Source organism: Streptomyces sp. NPDC001514 (assembly GCF_053597075.1).
On record NZ_JBSFHO010000062.1, the window covers coordinates 1 to 18,643 of the forward strand.

General features: G+C 68.1%; 16 protein-coding genes and 7 pseudogenes. 12 read left to right on the forward strand and 11 right to left on the reverse strand.

Going from position 1 to position 18,643, the window contains the following annotated elements; translation table 11 throughout:
- Positions 1-106: 106 nt before the first annotated feature.
- The gene (locus ACWCXB_RS35660; protein WP_450728510.1) at positions 107-529 is read left to right on the forward strand and encodes a hypothetical protein; all 423 of its coding nucleotides are present in this window, start codon (positions 107-109) and stop codon (positions 527-529) included.
- Between the two features lie 141 nt (positions 530-670).
- On the opposite strand, the gene ACWCXB_RS35665 is transcribed toward ACWCXB_RS35660, so the two are convergent.
- A complete protein-coding gene (locus tag ACWCXB_RS35665; protein WP_450728538.1) occupies positions 671-946 on the reverse strand; it encodes a hypothetical protein in 276 nt (91 codons plus the stop codon).
- 86 nt (positions 947-1,032) lie between these two features.
- Here ACWCXB_RS35665 and ACWCXB_RS35670 point away from each other — a divergent pair, with 86 nt between their 5' ends.
- From ACWCXB_RS35670 to ACWCXB_RS35685, 4 genes and pseudogenes are all read left to right on the forward strand, one after another.
- Positions 1,033-1,266 carry a DUF5999 family protein gene (locus tag ACWCXB_RS35670; RefSeq protein WP_450728534.1) on the forward strand — a complete coding sequence of 78 codons (234 nt, stop codon included), beginning with the start codon at positions 1,033-1,035 and terminating at the stop codon, positions 1,264-1,266.
- A gap of 1,427 nt (positions 1,267-2,693) precedes the next feature.
- A complete protein-coding gene (locus tag ACWCXB_RS35675; protein ID WP_450728512.1) occupies positions 2,694-3,179 on the forward strand; it encodes a DUF2975 domain-containing protein in 486 nt (161 codons plus the stop codon).
- Positions 3,179-3,400, forward strand: a complete 222-nt coding sequence (locus ACWCXB_RS35680) for a helix-turn-helix domain-containing protein (protein WP_010981499.1) — start codon at positions 3,179-3,181, stop codon at positions 3,398-3,400. The genes ACWCXB_RS35675 and ACWCXB_RS35680 overlap by 1 nt, the downstream gene beginning before the upstream one ends.
- 152 nt (positions 3,401-3,552) lie before the next feature.
- A pseudogene (locus ACWCXB_RS35685) lies at positions 3,553-3,720 on the forward strand (VOC family protein); the annotation flags it as partial.
- 26 nt (positions 3,721-3,746) lie between these two features.
- Here ACWCXB_RS35685 and ACWCXB_RS35690 read toward each other — a convergent pair.
- A pseudogene (locus ACWCXB_RS35690) lies at positions 3,747-3,932 on the reverse strand (plasmid stabilization protein); the annotation flags it as partial.
- Between the two features lie 164 nt (positions 3,933-4,096).
- Here ACWCXB_RS35690 and ACWCXB_RS35695 point away from each other — a divergent pair.
- Positions 4,097-4,345: pseudogene (locus ACWCXB_RS35695) on the forward strand (LexA family protein); the annotation flags it as partial.
- Positions 4,346-4,859: 514 nt separating this feature from the next.
- Here the strand turns inward: ACWCXB_RS35695 and ACWCXB_RS35700 are convergent.
- Complete coding sequence (locus tag ACWCXB_RS35700; protein ID WP_450728514.1) at positions 4,860-5,372, reverse strand: hypothetical protein; 513 nt, start codon at positions 5,370-5,372, stop codon at positions 4,860-4,862.
- Positions 5,373-5,465: 93 nt separating this feature from the next.
- Between ACWCXB_RS35700 and ACWCXB_RS35705 the strand changes: the two genes are divergently transcribed.
- From ACWCXB_RS35705 to ACWCXB_RS35715, 3 genes are all read left to right on the forward strand, one after another.
- Positions 5,466-6,095 (forward strand): TetR/AcrR family transcriptional regulator, encoded by a 630-nt coding sequence (locus ACWCXB_RS35705; protein WP_450728516.1) that lies wholly within the window; start codon positions 5,466-5,468, stop codon positions 6,093-6,095.
- The gene (locus ACWCXB_RS35710) at positions 6,092-6,700 is read left to right on the forward strand and encodes a DUF2867 domain-containing protein (protein ID WP_450728518.1); all 609 of its coding nucleotides are present in this window, start codon (positions 6,092-6,094) and stop codon (positions 6,698-6,700) included. Before ACWCXB_RS35705 ends, ACWCXB_RS35710 begins: the two co-directional genes overlap by 4 nt.
- A gap of 757 nt (positions 6,701-7,457) precedes the next feature.
- Positions 7,458-8,954: an IMP dehydrogenase gene (locus tag ACWCXB_RS35715; protein ID WP_450728520.1), complete on the forward strand. Its 1,497-nt coding sequence runs from the start codon at positions 7,458-7,460 to the stop codon at positions 8,952-8,954.
- 273 nt (positions 8,955-9,227) lie between these two features.
- Here ACWCXB_RS35715 and ACWCXB_RS35720 read toward each other — a convergent pair.
- From ACWCXB_RS35720 to ACWCXB_RS35745, 6 genes and pseudogenes are all read right to left on the reverse strand, one after another.
- Positions 9,228-9,302: pseudogene (locus tag ACWCXB_RS35720) on the reverse strand (cation transporter); the annotation flags it as partial.
- Between the two features lie 9 nt (positions 9,303-9,311).
- Positions 9,312-9,574, reverse strand: a pseudogene (locus tag ACWCXB_RS35725) (ArsR/SmtB family transcription factor); the annotation flags it as partial.
- A 200-nt stretch (positions 9,575-9,774) separates the two neighbouring features.
- Positions 9,775-10,887 (reverse strand): ABC transporter substrate-binding protein, encoded by a 1,113-nt coding sequence (locus ACWCXB_RS35730; protein ID WP_450728522.1) that lies wholly within the window; start codon positions 10,885-10,887, stop codon positions 9,775-9,777.
- A gap of 260 nt (positions 10,888-11,147) precedes the next feature.
- Positions 11,148-11,408 (reverse strand): annotated as a pseudogene (locus ACWCXB_RS35735) (transposase); the annotation flags it as partial.
- A 92-nt stretch (positions 11,409-11,500) separates the two neighbouring features.
- A complete protein-coding gene (locus tag ACWCXB_RS35740; RefSeq protein WP_450728524.1) occupies positions 11,501-13,261 on the reverse strand; it encodes an MOSC domain-containing protein in 1,761 nt (586 codons plus the stop codon).
- Positions 13,262-13,443: 182 nt separating this feature from the next.
- The gene (locus tag ACWCXB_RS35745; RefSeq protein WP_450728526.1) at positions 13,444-13,959 is read right to left on the reverse strand and encodes a CGNR zinc finger domain-containing protein; all 516 of its coding nucleotides are present in this window, start codon (positions 13,957-13,959) and stop codon (positions 13,444-13,446) included.
- Between the two features lie 155 nt (positions 13,960-14,114).
- On the opposite strand from ACWCXB_RS35745, the gene ACWCXB_RS35750 reads away from it, so the two are divergent.
- The gene (locus ACWCXB_RS35750; protein ID WP_450728536.1) at positions 14,115-14,933 is read left to right on the forward strand and encodes a thioredoxin domain-containing protein; all 819 of its coding nucleotides are present in this window, start codon (positions 14,115-14,117) and stop codon (positions 14,931-14,933) included.
- A gap of 309 nt (positions 14,934-15,242) precedes the next feature.
- Positions 15,243-16,112: an alpha/beta fold hydrolase gene (locus tag ACWCXB_RS35755; protein WP_450728528.1), complete on the forward strand. Its 870-nt coding sequence runs from the start codon at positions 15,243-15,245 to the stop codon at positions 16,110-16,112.
- Positions 16,113-16,560: 448 nt separating this feature from the next.
- Here the strand turns inward: ACWCXB_RS35755 and ACWCXB_RS35760 are convergent.
- Positions 16,561-17,079 (reverse strand): annotated as a pseudogene (locus ACWCXB_RS35760) (IS5 family transposase); the annotation flags it as partial.
- Between the two features lie 15 nt (positions 17,080-17,094).
- A protein-coding gene (locus ACWCXB_RS35765; RefSeq protein WP_450728530.1) for an IS5 family transposase occupies positions 17,095-17,954 on the reverse strand; the annotation gives its coding sequence in 2 pieces (ribosomal slippage) (positions 17,095-17,609 and positions 17,609-17,954; 861 coding nt in all).
- A gap of 64 nt (positions 17,955-18,018) precedes the next feature.
- Between ACWCXB_RS35765 and ACWCXB_RS35770 the strand changes: the two genes are divergently transcribed.
- Complete coding sequence (locus ACWCXB_RS35770; RefSeq protein ID WP_450728532.1) at positions 18,019-18,438, forward strand: DUF6193 family natural product biosynthesis protein; 420 nt, start codon at positions 18,019-18,021, stop codon at positions 18,436-18,438.
- Positions 18,439-18,643: the final 205 nt, after the last annotated feature.

Here is an 18,643-nt window from a genome sequence, read left to right on the forward strand (position 1 = left end):
CGGCCCGCTGAACGGGGAACCCACCCGAAGCCCCAGCCGGTACCCACCGGCCGGCAGACGGGAATCCTCGCCCTTTAGGGCGGGGAGGATGTCAAAGGATCACGGCATGTCTGATGCCTTCACCGTCTTGTGGACCCATGACACCTGCCGTGCCCTGCGCAAGTCGGGCCGGGTGGGCGAGCGGCCGCCGGTCGCCTTCAGCGGCGTCCATTCCTCCCTGCCCGCCTGGTCGGGTGCCCGTGTTGGGGACGAGGTGTACGCGCTGCACGTCAACCGGTGCGTCGTGTTCGTGGTCAGCCGGATGCGAGTGATCGACATGGAGTGGCGCGACTGCTGCGGCACCGCCCCCGCAACGTGGCAGGACGCGGCGTTTCCCGCGCACGGCGACTGGTCGATGCTCGGCGCCGGTGGCTGCGGCGCCGCGGCAGTGCACGTGGACGCGACGCCCGTACGCTTCGACATGCCGATCCCCGGCGATCTTCTGGCGAGGCTTACGTGGCGTAACCGCCGAGGCCAGACCGCGGTCTGAAATACGTGGTGGACGGCCGTCTCGAGCGCTCGATCAGTCTCCAGAGGTTCTACCGTCTGACCTCCGAGTCCGCCGACGAGTTGGCGGAGGTCGTCGGCAACGCCTTGTCAACTTCGGCGTGACACGGAGGCACAGCGACTGTTAGGGCGTGGAAGGCGGTTGGGCGGCGGACGGCTCGCCGGTCAGTGACAGTCGGAGCGGAAGGTCCGGGGCAGGGCCGGGCAGTGGCGGCACGGGAGGATCGGCCAGGCGGTCTCGCTCAAGAGCACCTCGTCCGTGGCCGGGCTGCCGTTCGCTGCCCTTGTGGGCGGACAGGTTGTCCATGATCACGTAGATCGGTGCGCCGTCGGGCCGGGCGGCGCGCATCGACTTCAGCGCGGCCAGCGTGTTCCCGGCACCCTTCTTGCAGCGGCTCACACCCCACAAGGTGTCGTCGCCGACCGAGTAACACCCGTGGAAGTACCGGACCCCGTGGGTGCGGTGATAGGTGGCCGGCAACCGTTCTGGGACGCGCTTGCCGGGCCCAGCCCGAGCCGCCGCACCCGTCGCCCCGCCCCAGTGCCCACTCCGCGGACCTGGAGGCCACGAAGGCCACAGCATGCCGTCCCGAGATCGGGTACAGCCTCCTGTGCAACGGGGTCACCCTCTTTGAGGACACAGGTGTCCTGCTGCACGACGGCAACGTCATCCACCCGCACCGGCCCACGTCAGCCTTCCCCGCTGGAGTGAGTGCATGAGCCCGGCCACGCTGTATCAAGGCGGGACGCGGGTTCCGTACGTCACCCCCTGGACGGCCGAGCAGCCGATTGCATCCCGAATCGGCTTACGCCGGCCGCACGGCGCCGGGATTGGCTACGAGGACGAGGTTGCGGCTGATCGGCACGAGGGCGTGCGGCGGCAGCCGTCCGTGAGCTCATCAGTTCGCTGGACCGCATCCCGGTCAACGCGGAGGTGGCGACCTTGCAGGCGTGACCGGCGACCCGAACCAAGGCATCGGCGGCCCTGTTCGACAGGGGCAAAGACCAAGGGATCAACTCGCCGGTGTCTGCGCGAGGGGCGTTGGCAGGGTTGCGACACCACACGTACTCGGTGCCGACCTCGGCGACCGCCTCTTCCAGCAGCGGCCGGGAATGACATCACGGTGCGTGGTCGCCGGGCGCGTATGAGCTCCAGATTCCGCCGGTTCCGGTTCGAGTTCCTTACGAACGAGGGTGCTAATCAGCCGATGACGTAGTGCAGTCTGAACGTCCTGTCACTCGGCGCGTCGATGTTGCACCAGACATCCATACCCCCGTTCCTGGGGACGACATTGCTCACCTGCATTCGAGTCTGGGCCATCACCGGCCCTTCTCCTCCTATTTCGGTGATTGCAACCGTGACGGCGCTGCCCTTTGTAATTCTTCCGTCCGAGACGCCCGCCCAAAATTGGCCATGGCCTCTGGTGTTGCCCGTTGAGCCGCCCATTCGTTCCGGTGCGTCCTTGGTCGGTTCACCCTTGGCGGTAAGGGTCCGCATTTCCGTAGCCTTTTCGTCTACCGAGCTCACGAGATTCTCCTGTCTGTGCAGTACTTCCTTTTTCAACCTACTGTTAGCTCTGATCAGCGGTCTGAGCACCCCCATCGGTCAACCGGCCTAGGTCTCCAGATGAGGGTCCTGGTGTCGACCGAGCGGCCGCTGCCACATCACACCAGATCGCGAACGCACCAGAAATCAGGGTGGAAATGCTCGCCTTCCACCCCGCATGCACGGCCGCTGCGTGTAATCGACCCAGCAACTTACTGATGGGCGTCGCGATGAGCTGGGGGCAACGCACCCGATACGCTTTCGTGACGCTCTGCTGGAGGGCGGTACCTCCTCTTGGTGCGCCGCAAGGACCGCGTCACATATCTATAAGCCCCCTCCCAGGCTAGACACCTGACGGGTTATGCGCTATTTGGGCGACATGCCCCATGGCGCAGGGCTTCGGCGTAGTCGGGTGGCGTCCGATTTGTGCGCAAGTGAGGCCGATTTCGACAAGATCACGACGGTTCGCGCAACCGTCATGCCATGGGGGGCGGCGGCGTCCCGCCGCGGTGCGAAACCGCCGCCCACCCTGCGTCCCAGCTCTTGTTTCACCCATCGAATTTCGATAGATTCCCATCGCAACTCGATGGAAGGATGGGCCATGGGAAAGCTGACAGTGCGTGCGCTGCGCGCCGTGCTCGCGGTGGTGCTCGCCGGCACCGTGTTCGTACAGGCATTGATGGTGTTGGCGTTGGCCACCGACCCGGAGGACGGGTCGCTCCCACTGACCCCGCTGCGCGTGATCACGATCCTGGGCATGGTGTCGGCCCAGGTCGCCCTGGTCTGCGTATGGCGGCTGGTGACGATGGTGCGACGCGGAACCGTTTTCTCCCACGCCGCCTTCCGGTATGTGGACGTCGTGATCGGCGCGATCGTGGCGGCTGCCCTCGTGTGGTTCGCGGTCACGGTCCTCAATGCGCCGGGCCAGCGGGACGACCCGGGCGTCACCGTCATCATGGGCGGGGTTGGCGTGGCCATCCTCGGGGTCGCGCTCATCGTGCTCGTGCTGCGGATGCTGCTCGCCCAGGCCGTCGCGCGCGACGTCGAAGCGGCGCAGATGCAGGCCGAGTTGGACGAGGTGATCTGATGCCTATCGCCGTCGACATCGACGTGATGCTGGCCAGGCGGAAGATGTCCGTGGGCGAGCTCGCGGACCGCGTAGGGATCACGCCCGCCAACCTGGCGGTACTCAAGAACGGCCGCGCCAAGGCGGTACGCTTCGCGACGCTCGCTGCGCTCTGCGAGGTGCTCAAGTGCCAGCCGGGCGACCTGCTGCGCTGGGAGGCCGAGGACGCCGCCGGCGGATGACGTGCCCCAGGGCAGGCGTGAAAACGCCTGGCACCACCGGCCCGTGACACGGCACGTGGACCGCATGGACGTGGATCGCCGATCACCCGCAGCACCGTCCCGACCCCGTCGGGTAGATTCCGGTTGACCCGCACCGCACCGTCCCTGTCGACGATCGGCTGCTCGCTCTCGGCGCCAGGCCCCTCGACGTCGGCCAGACCGGCACCGAGAGCTGGCACGTCCTGGCCGACCCAGAAGGCAACGAGTTCTGCCTCCTGCACGGCCGGCTCCAGCCCCTCTGGCCACGTGCGTCCTGGTGCCAAGCCGCTCGGCCGTTCTAGTGCGGCCGGGGGTTTGCTCGTCGGTGTCAGCGCCCGAGCTTGCGCTTGAGTTCCGCCTTGTTCATCGACGAGCGGCCGCGGATGTTGCGGCGGCGGGCCTTCGCGTAGAGCTGGTCGTAGGTGGGGCCGTCGGCACCGGAGTGGGAGCGCTGGCCGCCCCGTTTGCTGGAGGACATGTCGCGGGTGGAGGTGCGGCTCGCGGTGCGGGCCTTAGGCCCACTGGGCCCACTGGGGTCCGGCCCGAGGGACCCTCCGTCGCCCCGCGCCTCGATGTCCTCGCCCCACACCAGGTCGACGCTGCATCCGGGGGGAAGAATCTCGCCCAGACACGCAAGCGAACCCACGCCAGACTCAACGCGAAAGGGGAGAATCGCCGCCGGTTCCCAGGCAGAGTCCTCCGAGATTCGGTGAACTCGTCGGTTTCAAGCGGTGGGCGAACATGGTCGAGGCCCGCATCTGCGACGGCGACATCGTCACCGTCCGCCGCCAGGACACCGCCGACCGCGGGGACATTGTTGCCGCGCTCCTGGACGGCGAGGCCACCGTCAAGCGCCTGTGCCGTGAGAACGGCCGTGTGTGGCTGATGCCCTGCAACTCGGCGTACGAACCGATTGCGGGCGACGACGTCCCTGCGCACTCTCTGACAGCCACCGAAGTGCGGTCCGCCCGGTCGACGTGCGAAGGGCTCCCGGGCGGACTCGCTTCCCGCGCTGCCCTGCCGCCGGCAGGTGCGCCGGGAAACCGGCCGCACCCTGCTCCGTATAAGACAACACTCGACCCGCACGGCGCGCCGGCCCGGTCCGGGACTGCGACGACGGACGACCAACGCCTGTCGGGCCGCGATGCCCGCCGGAGCACGTGCACTGAGGCGCTATCGGATCGTTTCTGCGGTGAACTCCCGCCGTTGCCTCCTCCGCTACCGAGGCTGGGCACCCGGGGCCAGCCCCGTACTGCCCAAGCTCGTCGGCCCATCAGGCTGGGCCGCATCCATCACCAACATCTACTGACCCCACTCCTCGACACCACACGAACACCGGCAACCGGCCAGGAGCACACTCCCAGCCGGCCGCAGTTCCATCCGCTGCCGGCTGAGCTGTGAGCAGGCAGACCGTTACTCGTCGGCCCGAGCGGCACCGGGACTATCGGTTCGGGCTCGGCTGATGTGCCCGGTGTGCGTCGCGCAGCAAGTCGGGGGCGAATTGGCGGTGCTTCTTGGCCAGCGATGGCCAGATGCGCGAGGCCACCGGGCGGTCGTAGCGGACGAACGTGGCGAGCGAGACCTGTTCGTCATCGGCCTGGACGACGAGGTGCCCGGTCAGGAACCAGGAACGGGCCTCGAGTCTGATCCAGTCGTCGCCGCGGTCGGCGATCCGCCATCCGGCCACCCGGTCGGGTGACGCCGTGAGCCGCAGGCCGAGCAGTACCCGCCAGATGAACTGCCCCGCGCGGCCCGCCACGTCCTCGAACAAGACCCTCGCCCACTGCTCCGGTGTTCTGCCCGGCAGCCCGCCGGCCATGGTGAAGAGATCGACGTAGCCGGGATCGGTCATGGTGCTGAGGGCGCGGATCCGCTCCGGGACCGGCTGCTGTTGGCGGACGGCCGGGACGGAAGCCGTGCCCACTCTCGAGTCACGCACTGGTTCGACGTTCATTCGGCCTTCCTTCGCGGTCTGACTGCTCAACGGCACGACGATGCTAACCTACATGCATGTACGTATGTAAGATGGTGGGATGGTGATGGTGCGATGACCGGGAAGCCGGAGGGGGTTCGCCGGACGCAGGCAGACCGGCGGGCCCAGACCAGGGCAGCTCTGCTGGAGGCCGCGGCGCGGGGGCTGTCCATGTACGGGTACGCCAATCTGGCCCTGGAGCGCGTGGCCGGCGAGGCGGGTTATACGCGCGGCGCCCTGTATCACCTGTTCGCCAACAAGGAAGAACTTGCGCTCGCGGTGGTGAAGTGGGTCGAGGAGACCTGGGAGGCCGAGGTGGGCCGTCCCGTCGCCGCGGAATCCGACCCTGTCGAGGCGCTGTTGGCGCTGGCGCGGGGGCATGCCGTCTACTGCCGCCGCGACGTGGCCAACGTCATGATGACCTTGAGAGTCGAGTTCGCGGGCCAGGACCATCCGGTCGGCCGGGCGATCACGGACATCGTCGACCGGCTCGAAGCCGACTGCGCCGGCCTGATCGCCGCCGGGCGCAGCAGCGGGGCCATCCCGCCGGGGCCGCCGCCCGCCGAGACGGCATCGGCCTATCTCGGCGTCGTCGAGGCGGTCGGGATCCAGCTCGCCGGACACGCTCCCTACGACGTCGAACTCGCCGAAAGAGCCGTCCGAGGCCTGCTCAACCTGCCGCATGTCCCGGAGGCCCACGAATGAAACTGCCCAACACCGCGCACACGTCGCGTCCCTGGCGGATCCACGAGATCACCCCCGACTTCGAGGTCGAGGACGTCTGGGCGCTGCCGACGCCGGGCGGTCCCGACGAGTTTTCCCGGTTGGTGTCGATCATGGTCTCGGACGCCGAGTCGGACAGCTTTCCTAAGGGCGCCCCCTTCGTGGTCCGTTGCCTCTGGGCGGCCCGGCAGAAGATCGGAGCACTGTTGGGATTGGACGGCAAGGACGCCGGTGTCGACTCCCGGGTGCCTTCGCTCCGGGACCGGCTGCCGAGTGATCTGCGTACGGCACCACGGGGCCCGGATTTCAACGACGTGCCCTTCACCTCGCTGTATCTGCTCCAGGACGAGTGGGCGTCCGAGATGGCCAACCGGACCGTACACACCGTCATGCACATGAGCTGGGTTCCGGACGGCTCCGGCGGCTACCGCGGCCAGATGGCGGTCCTGGTCAAGCCGAACGGACGGCTCGGTGCCGCCTACATGACCGCCATCAAGCCGTTTCGGTCCCTGATCGTGGTTCCGGCGCTCATGCGAAGCATCGAACGCGGGTGGAGGGCCGGCGCGGACGACGCGGCCAAGGCTTAGAGGTCGTCTCGCGAGGCGGGTTGTCCGTCAGGACGACCCGCCGGTCGGAACGCGAGTCGCACCCGGGGCGCGGCGGTGCTGCCTGGCCAACGGCAAGTGGGGGTGCGAGTCGGGCCCATGCGCCTCAGTGCGGGCTCGGCTCGGCGACAGCACGCCCACCTGCTCCTGGGCCGCCACCCCCGTCCTGCTGCGACCACGGCTCGCCGAGCTCTTTCGGCGCCTCGCCGAACAGCCCCGGCTGCGGCCACAGCTCTCGCGAGCCCCCCAGGCACTCGGTGGCTATTCCCGGGCATGGTCCCGGGCAAGCCGATCTCGACGCACGGCATGACCCAGAAACTGTGCCGCCACGGCATCCCGGTTCGCACCGCCCGCCACGCGGCGCTCGCCGCCTTCGCTGCTGATCTCCCCAGCCCGATCCTCGCCGACGTGACCGGGATGCACCCACACGGCGCTCCGCTGGGTCGCCTACGCCAGACGCGACTGGACCGAGTACTTCGCGGCCCGGGCCGAGGACCTGAAGCAATCACCCGGGGTGGCGGCTGCCGGTGACGGCCACGATTCGTGCAGCGGCTGAGCAATCGATAAGGTGCCAGGTCACGACCGCACCCCGTTCGTCCACGGGCCGGTCAGGGCTCTGCCGCAGTTGGTGGCACCTCCACGGCTGCCGTGCTGATCTCTGCCTGCCCGGGCCCTGGGATACGGGGGCGATCCTCACGGCGGGGCAGTCGGGCCCCGGCCGACGGGTCAGGAGGAACGAGTGGCACAGATCATCGCCGAGGTCTCACGGACGTTCAACGAGTTTCTGCTCTTGCCGAACCGGACTCGGACCGACTGCTCGGCTGCGACGGTTGACCTGCGCACACCCCTGGTGCGGCACATCGCGGGCGAGGCGTCGGCGATCGAGCTGCAGTCCCCGTTCACGTCGGCGATCATGCAGGCCGTCAGCACACCCGATCTCGCGATCGCGCTCGCGCGAAACGGTGGTCTTAGCTTCCTGCACCACAACCAGCCGATCCAGGACCAGGTTGCAGCGGTCCGCCAGGTGAAGAACTTCAAGGCCGGATTCGTCACCAGCGATACCAACGTCCGCCCCGACGACACCCTGAGCCTCCTGGTCGATGTCATGCGCCGCACCGGTCACAGCACCGCCGCGGTCACCCACGACGGGACCGCCACCGGCCGCCTGCTCGGCCTGGTGACCTCCCGGGACTTCCACCCCCAGCGCCATGATCTCAACGGACCGGTCAGTGGCCGGATGACCGCTATCGCCGACCTGGCCCATGCCGGGCCGGACACCACGCTTTCCGAAGCCAACGCGCGGCTGTGGGACGAACGGCTGGACTGCCTCCCGGTGCTGGATGCCCAGGGTCACCTGCAGCATCTGGTGTTCCGTTCCGACTACGCGGACAACAAGCGCTTCCCGAACCAGGTCGTGGACGCTGCCAAGCGTCTGCGCGTGGGCGCAGGTATCAACACCCACGACTATCAGGAACGCGTCCCGGCCCTGCTGGAGGCGGGCGTGGACGCGTTGTGCTTCGACTCGTCCGACGGCTACAGCGACTGGCAGGCGCAGGCTCTGACCTGGGTGAAGAAGCACTATCCGGAGACCCCGGTCGGCGGCGGCAACGTGGTTGACGGCGAGGCGTTCACCTTTCTCGCCGAGGCGGGGGCGGACTTCGTCAAGGTCGGGGTGGGCGGCGGCTCCATCTGCATCACTCGGGACCAGAAGGGCATCGGCCGCGGCCAGGCCAGCGCTGTGCTGGACGTCGCAACGGCCCGGGATGCCTTCCGCGAACGCACCGGCGAGTACGTGCCGATCTGCTCCGATGGCGGGCTGGTGCACGACTACCACGTGGCCCTGGCGCTGGCGATGGGAGCCGACTTCGTCATGATGGGGCGTTACTTCGCACGCTTCGACCAGGCGGCCGGCGCGAAGCTGCCCACCCGTGACGGCTTCGTGAAGGAGTACTGGGGTGAGGGCTCGAACCGGGCCCGCAACTGGCAGCGCTACGGCCAGGGAGGCCAGGGGCTGGTCTTCGAGGAAGGCGTGGACGGCTACGTCCCCTACGCAGGCGACCTCAACGAAGGGCTCGCCCTGACCATTGCCAAGCTCAAGACCACGATGGTCTCCTGCGGCTCCACTACCCTGCCGGAGTTCCAGTCCACGGCCCGGCTGACCCTCGTTTCAGAACAGAGCTTCCAAGAGAGCCACGCCAACGTCACCCTGCGGGACACCCCGGCGACGGTCTCCTGACAAGCTGCCGAGTCCCGACGAGAGGACTACTGGTCGGAGGGGAATGGGGCATGGTCGGAACAACCCCATCCCGCCAGTAGTGCTGGGTCTTCAGTCGGGATGTGCTGCCCCGACCCTGACGGCGGCCGCCACCTGATCTACGGGCGGGTGTTCAAGAACGCCGCCGACGAGGACGGCAACCACCACTCCGCCGGCCACCTGCGCGAGGACGACCGCGCTGGCGGAGCCGAGTTCGCACCCCGCCTTGCGCTGGGCGGCGGACAGGAACGGCACCGCGACCAGCAGGCGTATTCGCTTGGCGAGGACGTCGCGGCGGGCGGGGGACGGGCCGAGGGATATCGCGGTCATCAGCAGTACCCCTTTCTCATCCGCCTCGACGCAGGTGCGGTCGGTCTCGACGGCAACCACAGCGGCGCCCAGGTCGTCGAGCGCGTGGCCGAGGCGTTCGTCGGCGAGCTCGTAGCGGGTGTGGCGGCCGTCAGGCACGGTGACGACCAGGCCCAGTCGAGCAGGCACGCCAGGTGGTTCGACAGGCGAGTGCGGGAGATGCCGAGCGCGTCAGCGAGATCGGAGGGATAGGCCGGGGCTTCGCGCAGGGCGAGCAGGAGTCGGCAGCGGATCGGGTCAGCGAGCGCGCGGCCGAACCCGGGGTCCGACTGCTGGCCTTCTCTGGGCTGCCCCGGGCTGGCGCCGGCTGCCGCGCGATAGTCTGAGAATGCGGTCGGGGCCCCGCCGCGAAGCTGAGAGCCCGTATTAACACGTAGACAGGTAGACAGCCTCAAGTTCGGACAGATCTGGGCAGTCGGACCTCCGTGCTCTCTCAGCTGGTGTGAAGGATCCGAAAGCGATCGGGTTCCGCCGGATCTCGATCAACGACTTGGATTGGCGTCCAAGCCCATTGCCAAACGCTGATGCCTGGCGTGCGGGAGAACTGGATCTGCCCGCGGGTGCCTTCGACTGCAACGCGCGGCCAGGATTCGGCAGTGCGCGCCCGGTCCGCGCCGTGAGAACGCAGCACATCGGCGAGGACAGCGACCGTGTCGTAGCCCTCGAAGGCGACGAAGGAGGGCGCTTCGGCCAGCCGCTCGCGGAGGGCCGTCTCGACTCGTGCACCGAGTGGGCTGAGGCGCTCGGGCAGGTAGCGCAAGAACGGGATCGCGGTGCTGTCGTCGCCCAGCAACGTCGCCCATTCGGCGAACTCCGGTTGCCCGGCCGGAGCACCAATCATGATCTCGGCGAGGCGCTGGTCGCGGCGGACAGACTTGACGATCGACACTGCCGGCTCCGGGTGGCCGACCAGAAGAAGGAGGGCTGTCGCGCGATTGTCGACGAGTTCGTCGCACACGGCCGTGGGGGTGAGCGCGCGCATGTCGAGTTCGATGACGGTGCCGCCGCGTGGAGCGAGGTAGTCCCGCAGAATGCGGGTCCCAGATGCCCAGTAGACACTCGGCTGGGCTGCTACGGCGATTCGGCTGTGGCCCGCGCCGAGGAGGAAGTCCGCGTAGATCTGCCAGCCTCGGGACTGCGGCGGCGAGAGGCGCGCGACCCATTCCGTCGGCTGTTCGGTGAGCGCGTCGAGAACCGCTGACGAGCAGAGGTATGGCAGGCCGAGGGCGTCGGCCCTGGCGGCAGCGGCGCGAGCGACGACGCTGTGATATTCCCCCGCCAAGGCAGCCACGCCCAGGCGAGCCAATTCATCTACGGCCGCCGCGGCCCTCTGTGGATCAGCCGCGGTGTCTCGGACCACCAGCTCGAGTGGTCTTCCGACGATCCCGCCGGCGTCATTGACTTCGCGAACGGCCAGCTCGAGTCCAGCGAGCAAGTGGTGGCCTGCCTCGACCCAGCCAGGCCGAGTCAGCGGAACGAGAGCGCCGATCTGGACGGATGATCCGTCAGTCCGCTCCGCTCCAGGTGGCGGTGGTGGCGTATTCATGCGTCGGCGTCTCCCGTGTGACGAGTCGGCTGCAGTTTGCCCGGATCGCAGAGTGGCAAGGCCCGGTAGTACGCGTTCATCTCATCTCGCCGTGGCGGGCGCACCTGGGTGACCATGCCGGACATTGCATCCACCACCATCGCCAACAGGCAACCGGTTATTTGTTCGCTGAGCTGCCAGGCTTCAAGAAACCTTGGATTGTCGTGGGGCCAGGTGCCGGCTGAAACCCGCTCTGGGTCCAGCTCCGTCTGACGCCAAGCTCAGTTGAACATGCTGAACTTGACAGAGAAGTTGTCGGTGACGCGGTCGCCGTAGTAGCCGGCGAGAGGGCTGATCGCCTCCTTCCAGTTGTGGGTCCGGCCGGTGGGGTTGCGCCGGTTGGGCTGTCGGCCCCGGATCACGAGGTGGAGCACCTTCAGCGCCGCCTCCTCGTTCGGGAAATGGCCCCGGCACCGAGTTGCCTGACGGAACCGGGAGTTGACGGACTCGATCATGTTCGTCGTATAGACGATCTTGCGGACCTCGGATTCCTGCCGAAGCTGTTGCGGACCATGTGGACCACGCAGAGCTGGATGTCCGCGAGCGGCCGGAGGTTCTGGATCGAGTCCGGCAGTCAGAGGTCGAGGACGACTTCGGTGGTGGGTTGGCTGCAGCAGACGAGGATGGTGCCGGGCTCAGGGGGTTCGAGGGGTTGGGTGGTGTAGGTGATGTCGCCCAAGACGAGGTGGGTGATGCAGGTGTGGCAGACGCCGGTGCGGCAGGACCAGCGGGTGGGGATGTCGCAGGCTTCGGCGAGGTCGAGGAGTGACGCGTGGGTCGGTGACCAGGGGGTGGTGATGCCGCTGCGGGCGAAGGTGATGAGGGGGCCGGTGCCCGTGGGACCTGGTGGTTGGTGTGGTCGGATCGCGGCCGTGGGTGTGATGCCGGGGTTGATGGCGGGGAGGGCGCTGAACTGTTCCGTGTGGATTCGCGCGGGGTTCAGGCCGTGGTCGCGCAGGAAGCCGCCGAGGTTGTCCATGAAAGCGGGCGGTCCGCAGAGGTAGGCGTCGGCGTCAGTGGGGATGCCCATGGCCGCGAGCGATGCGGCGGTCGGGCGGCCCTCGGTGATGTGGGGCTCATCGGGATGTGGGGCTTCGGCGGTGTAGTAGACGTGCTCGTGGGCGTTGGGGAGCTGCGCCAGGAGCGTGTGGGTCTCGTCCGCGAAGGTGTGGTGGGCGCGGTCGTGGGCGGTGTGGATCCACCAGACGGGGCGTGGGTCTCGTGCGGTGGCGAGTTGATGGAGCATGGCCAGCACGGGGGTGGCGCCGATCCCTGCGGAGATGAGGACGACCGGGTCGGTGCCTTCTTGGAGTACGAAGGTCCCGCGGGGGCTGGCGATGTCCACGAGGTCGCCGGCGTGGAGGCTGGTGTGGAGGTAGCTGCTGACCTGGCCGTGGGGCTCGTGCTTCACGCTGACGCGGTAGGTGCCGGCTCCGGGAGCGGAGGACAGGGAGTAGCTGCGCACTGTGGGGGCGGCCTCTCCGACGGCCAGACGGATGGAGAGGTACTGGCCCGGGCGGGCCTCGGGCAGTGGTGCGTCGTCGGTGGTCTTGAGGTAGATCGACGACACGGTGGGGGTCTCGGGGACGATGCGGGCGACGCGCATGGTCTTGAAGCCTGGCCATCCGGGTTCCCCTCCGGGCTGCTGGGCGCTGGCGAGTTCGCCTGGCCATCCCGGTTCCTGTGTGGGCTGCTGGGCGGCGGCGAGTTCGCGGAAGGACTGCTGCCATCCGGGGCTGAGGGCGGGGATGTTCAGGGCTTTGCTCAGCTTCGCGGGGTCGCGCCCGGGGAGATAGAGCAGTGCGTCGGTGTCGGCGACGCTGAGTTGCTCGGGCCCCTTGCGGGTGAGGGTGATCTCGTCGCCGGCTTGGACGTGTCCCTCGGTGATGACGCGCAGGTAGAAGCCGGGGCGGTGGTGGGCGACCAGGAGGGAGGCCATGGCGGGTTCGCCCAGGCGCATGCCGACGCGGTAGCAGGTGACGCGAGGCTGGGTGACTTCGAACTCGGCTTCACCGATGCGGTAGCGGTCGCCGATGCACACTTCGTTGTCGGGCAGGCCGTCGACGGTGAAGTTCTCCCCGAAGATCCCGAAGGTCAGGTCGTCGCGGCCGAGCTGCTTTTGCCAGTACCGGTAGGACTGCAGCTGGTAGACGAGGACGGCGCGCATCTCGCCTCCGTGCCCCGCCAGGTCCCCTTGGCCGTCACCGTCGATGTTCAGCCGCCGCACTATCCGAGGGCCGCCTACGGACGCTTTCCACGCACCGGTGTGGACAGTCCTTCCCTGCCAGGAGACGTCCTTGGGCATCCCTACATTGACGGACAGCAGCGTCGCCATTGCGGTCCTCCTGCGTTGGTGGCCGGCCGGGGGCAGCCCCTCATAGCGATGTGATCTGCGCCGGGGGCGATGCTAGTTCTCCGGCCGAGGCCGCGGCGATTTGTGATCATGAATCTTTTGGAGAATTCGCTGAGATTCTTCGAATGGCGCAATGGGCGTAGGGGGTGGCGCTGCTGGAGGTGCTACTCGCCTGCGCCGTCGCGAGTGCGCTGGTAGTGGCGCCTGGCCTTCATCCTGTTGCCGCACACGGCCATCGAGCACCAGCGGGCCCTGTTGGTCTTGCTGCGGTCGAGGAGGAAGAGCCGGCACTCGGGGTTGGCACACGGCCGCAGCCGCCCGGGCATCGTCTCCTGCAGCGCGCTCCAGGCCATCACCGCCTCCGCCGCCATCCGGCGCTCCTTTGGGGCCTCGAGCTCCCAGGACACCCCCGCGGAGGAGACCTGCGGGCGGTAGGTGACGCCCTTGAGGAACGGAGCCAGGGACGTAGCCGACTGGCTACCACGCACCACGCCTTGTAGCGCGTCGCGCGCCTGCAGGAGGTGTCCGTGCTCTTCTGCGGTGCCGATGCCGCCATGTGCCCGCTGCCAGGGCCTTGCTGATTCCGGATCCGCCAGCTGGTCCTGGACGACCCCGTGGACCACTGGCGTCGTGTTGAGGAGTTCCAGCAGTGCGTCCTGCTGCTCACGAGCGGTCACCATGAAACGCCTCTCCTAACCTGATTGTTTCGCTTCGCGGGTTACATGGAGCATTTCATTCTAACCAGAAAAGCCAATTTGGAAGGTTGGGTTCATGAGCTCGTGCCGCGGCCGACGACGGCACGCTCGCCGACATCGGCTTCACTGTCTCCCTGCTCATCGCAGACCTTGCCTTCACGGGCAGGGCCCTTCAGGAGGCCAAGGTCGGCATCCTGGCGGCGGCCGCGGCCTCCAGCCTGCTCAGCTGGACCGTCTACCGCCTCACCGGCCTGCTCCCGCCGGCGGCCCGCAACCGAGCCCTGCTTGGTTCCGCGTTGCCGCTGCCCGACCTGGCCGGCAGCATCGAACCCGCCCACGACCATGTCCCAGGGCCCGAGGATGCAGCGGTGACCGTCGTCGAGTACGGCGACTACGAGTGTCCGTACTGCGGTGACGCCGACCCGGTCACACGTGATCTTCTGCTTTCGCGCCCGGATGTGCGCTATGTGGGGCGCCACCTGCCGCTGAGCGATGTACACCCGCACGCACGACTGGCCGCCGAGGCCGCGGAAGCCGCAGGGGCCCAGGGAGCCTTCTGGCCCATGCACACCCTGCTGCTGCAGCGCCAGGACCGGCTGGAGATGAGCGACCTGCTCGGCCATGCCGCCGACCTCGGTCCGGGCGTGCGCCGGTTCCACGAGGATCTTCGCCGCCGCGTCCACGCCGACCGGGTCGAGCGCGACATCACCTCGGCAGACCGCAGCGGCGTGTCCGGAACCCACCTTCTTCTTCAGCGGCCGGCGCCACCACGGGCGCCCACGGTCTCGACGCACTCACGCGGGCCATTGATGCTGCGCGCGAGGGCGCCGAGCGCTCCGCCACCGGGCCGGTCCCCGGCCTGGCCGTGCGCCGCTACCAGTCCGGACAGACCCGTCGCCTCTCGAGCCCGCGCCGCGCAAGTCGCAGGGTCACGGCACCCGACCGCCTCATGCCCGTGAATCACGGGAACCCGGGAAGACTGCCGGGCGTGACCCCGATGGTGCACGAGGCCGGCAGGGCGGCATCGGCTGGCTGAGTCACCTTACGGCCGGAGCTGCACTGGCTGACGGCCCTTACGGACTGAGGCTTGAGCCGGGCCCTCGGCCTGCTTCCGTTCTGGATTCCGCCTCGCGGACGACCGCGACCCGCCGGGACGCGGCCACGGCGTTCTCATTCAGAATCTAACCGATGAAATCACCTTGACGGGTTAGGTCGAGCGCGCTTGACTGGAGACATAACCGGTCAAGCTCCAAAGAGAGGTTAGAAGGGTGATTCCCGCAGTCCACCACCGCACCGCCACCGTCAACGGCCTGGAGGTCTTCTACCGAGAGGCCGGCGACCCCCAGGCTCCCGCCGTGGTGCTTCTCCACGGCTTCCCGACCAGCTCGCACATGTTCCGCCACCTGATCCCGGCGCTCGCCGACCGGTACCACGTGATCGCCCCCGACCACATCGGGTTCGGTCAGTCGGCGATGCCCACCCTGCAGGACTTCCCCTACACCTTCGACGCCCTCACCCAGGTCACTTCCGGCCTGCTCCAGCACCTCGGTGTCGACCGGTTCGCGATGTACGTGCAGGACTACGGCGCCCCCATCGGCTGGCGGCTCGCGCTACAGGACCCCGACCGCATCACCGCGATCATCACCCAGAACGGCAACGCCTACGTCGAGGGCTTCGTCAAGCCGTTCTGGGACGGCGTGTTCGCCTACGCCCAGGCGCCGGGACCGAAGACCGAAGCCCCCATGCGCGGCGCCCTGACCGCCGAGGTCACGCGCTGGCAGTACGTGAACGGGGTCGCCGACCCCAGCCTGGTCAGCCCGGACAACTGGGTTCACGACCAGGCGCTGCTGGACCGGCCCGGCAACGACGAGATCCAGCTCAAGCTCTTCCGCGACTACCCCACCAACGTGGACCTCTACCCGCAGGTCCATCAGTACTTCCGCGACTCCCAGGTGCCGCTGCTGGCGGTCTGGGGCGCAGGCGACGAGATCTTCGGCCCCGCGGGCGCGGAGGCGTTCAGCCAGGACCTGCCAGGCGCCGAGATCCACCTGCTCGAGTCGGGGCACTTCGCCCTCGAGAGCCACCTTCAGCCCATCACCGAGCACATCCGCGACTTCCTCGGCCGCGTCCTCGCCTGACGCGCCAAGGGCCGAGGCGGCTGCGGGCCGCGCAGCCCCCTGGCGCCGCAGCTGGCAAAGGACCCGCTATGCGACGCCTGACGCACGCCTTCAGCTCCACCCCGCAGACCGTACGCAGTGCCCGCGAGTTCGTGATGCAAGCCCGCGACGCCTGGGGCGGGTGCCGGCGCCGCGACGATTCCGGGCATGCGTCTGGGAACTGGCCGGCAACGCCGTCCAGCACGGCAGCCGGGACCGCCGGGAGTACCTGGTCCGAGTCATCCAGCACGCCCACTGCCTCCACCTCGAAGTTCACGACGTACGAGCCAATCCCGCGTCCGTGTCCCGCCTCCCTCCCGGACCGGGGAAGCAGGCCGAGGCATGTGCATCGTCCAGGCACTCTCCGACAACTGGGGAATCCAGACCGGCGTCGGCGACCGGAAGATCGTCTGGACCTGCTTCCGCAGGCCCGAGGCCCAGGGCCGGCCGGGTCCGGTGCGGGGCACTCGGATGCCATCCAGGACGGCGGCAAACTGAGGACTGTCACCACGCTGACCGGCGGTGACCAGCAGAGACAGCGGCCGTTGGCCTTGCTCGCAGGCCAGATGGATCTTGGTGGTGAAGCCTCCCCGGGACCGGCCCAGACCGTGGTCGTCGGGCTCCGTGTGGGTTCCGCCCGGCGGTTCCTTCTGGGCCTGGCCGTCGCGGCGGGCGCCTGCGGCGTGCTGATGGGCCCGGCAGATCGTGGAGTCGACGTTGACCTCCCACGTGACCATCCGTCCGCCCGAGCCTGAAGTCCGGTCAGCAGCACGGGCCAGGTGCCGTCGCGTTGCCAGCGGCGGAACAGTCCGTAGACCGTCTGCCACGGCCCGTATTCCGACGGCAGATCCCTCCACGGAGCACCAGTCCGCACCCGCCACCGGATCCCGTCTATCAGCTTCCGCCGACCCAGCGACGGCCGGCCCAACACCGCGACTGGCAGCAACAGTTCTAGGCCCCGTCTTCAAACGGATCTTGCCCAGAGTAGGAACGACGCCAGGCTGACCGCCGCTTCGTAGGACGCGGCGGTCTTGTCGTACCTGGTGGCGATGCCGCGGAAGTGCTTCAGTCTGTTGAAGCACCGCTCCACGGTGTTGCGTCGACGGCACGTCTCGCGGTCGAAGCTGGGTGGCCGACCGCCCTGTCGGCCGCGGTTGTGTCGGTGTCGCTGTTGGTCGGCCTTCTCGGGGATGGTGTGGCCGATCCCGCGTTTGCGCAGGTAGGCGCGGAACCCGCGGGAGCTGTAGGCCTTGTCTGCGATCACATGGTCGGGTCGGCAGCGCGGGCGGCCGGGACCGAGGCGCGGGACACGGATACGTTTCAGCAGCGGCTGCGCGCAGATACCGTCATGGCGTTGGCCGGGAGTGATCAGGAGGGCCAGGGGTCTGCCGCGGCCGTCGCAGGCGAGGTGGATCTTGGTCGTCAGACCTCCGCGGGATCGACCGAGGGCCTGATCGTCCGGTTCATCCGGCCGACGCATCCCCCTTTTCGGCCGGTGGCGGCGGCATGCTGGTGAGCTCGCACGATGGTGGAGTCGATCTGGACGAGCCAGCCGATGTCGCCGGCCGCATCAGCTTGGGCCTGGATCTGCTGGAGGGCCTGGGTGAAGACGCCGCCCAACGCGTAGCGGCGGAAGCGGGTGTAGACCGTTTGCCATGGCCCGTAGCGGTCGGGCAGGTCACGCCACGGCATGCCCGTGCGGATCTTATAGACCATCCCGTTGATGACCTGCTGGTCGTCCACCCTCGGCCGGCCAATCACGGCCCGGGGTATGAGCGGAGCGAGTAAATCCCATTCCTGGTCGGTGAGTTCAAATCTGTGCACCCGACCATGATCCGCTAGCAGGTGATCTGTGGTGACGGGGCCGCAGGACCTGCACAATCACGGCATGACCAACACCGTCGAAGCAGCCTGGCACAAGATCTTGACCACTGCCAGCGAACCTCGCCGGCCGGAAGGATCACCGCTTCTGGGACCGTTTGCCGAGCTGGTGCGGGTGGCGCATGCCGAGCCGCTGCTTCGTCAGCTCTACCCCTGGACCGGTATGTGGGAGCTGCACTTCAGCAGGTGCACGGAGATCCGCCACACCTGGGACATCCCCTACATCGGCACACTGAGAGACGGCCAGTACTACGTCGAAGGACCGAGCCGGAGCAGCGCGCGTATCGCCGAGACGGACAGCGCACAGGCCGCAGTAGCGATGGTCATCGATCGCCTGCCACCACACTGCGGCCCGGCCTTCATCGGCAGTGCAGAGGAACTGGCCGCTTACGAGAAGGCACGAAACCGGCTCCGTAGGCGGCTTTGAAGACGGGCCCTAGCACCGCCCACTGTTCGTCAGAAAGATCCCCTCGCCCCACATCGAGATCATCACGACCCGGGACGAGGAACGGAGCCGACTTTCAAAACACGGCCTAGCTTGATCTTTAACCTGTGCGGCGGGGTTTGGGGGTCGTTGTCTTCTTCGTTTGCCGTTTCGTTGGCTGCGTCTTGCGTGGTGTGTGCACGTCGTG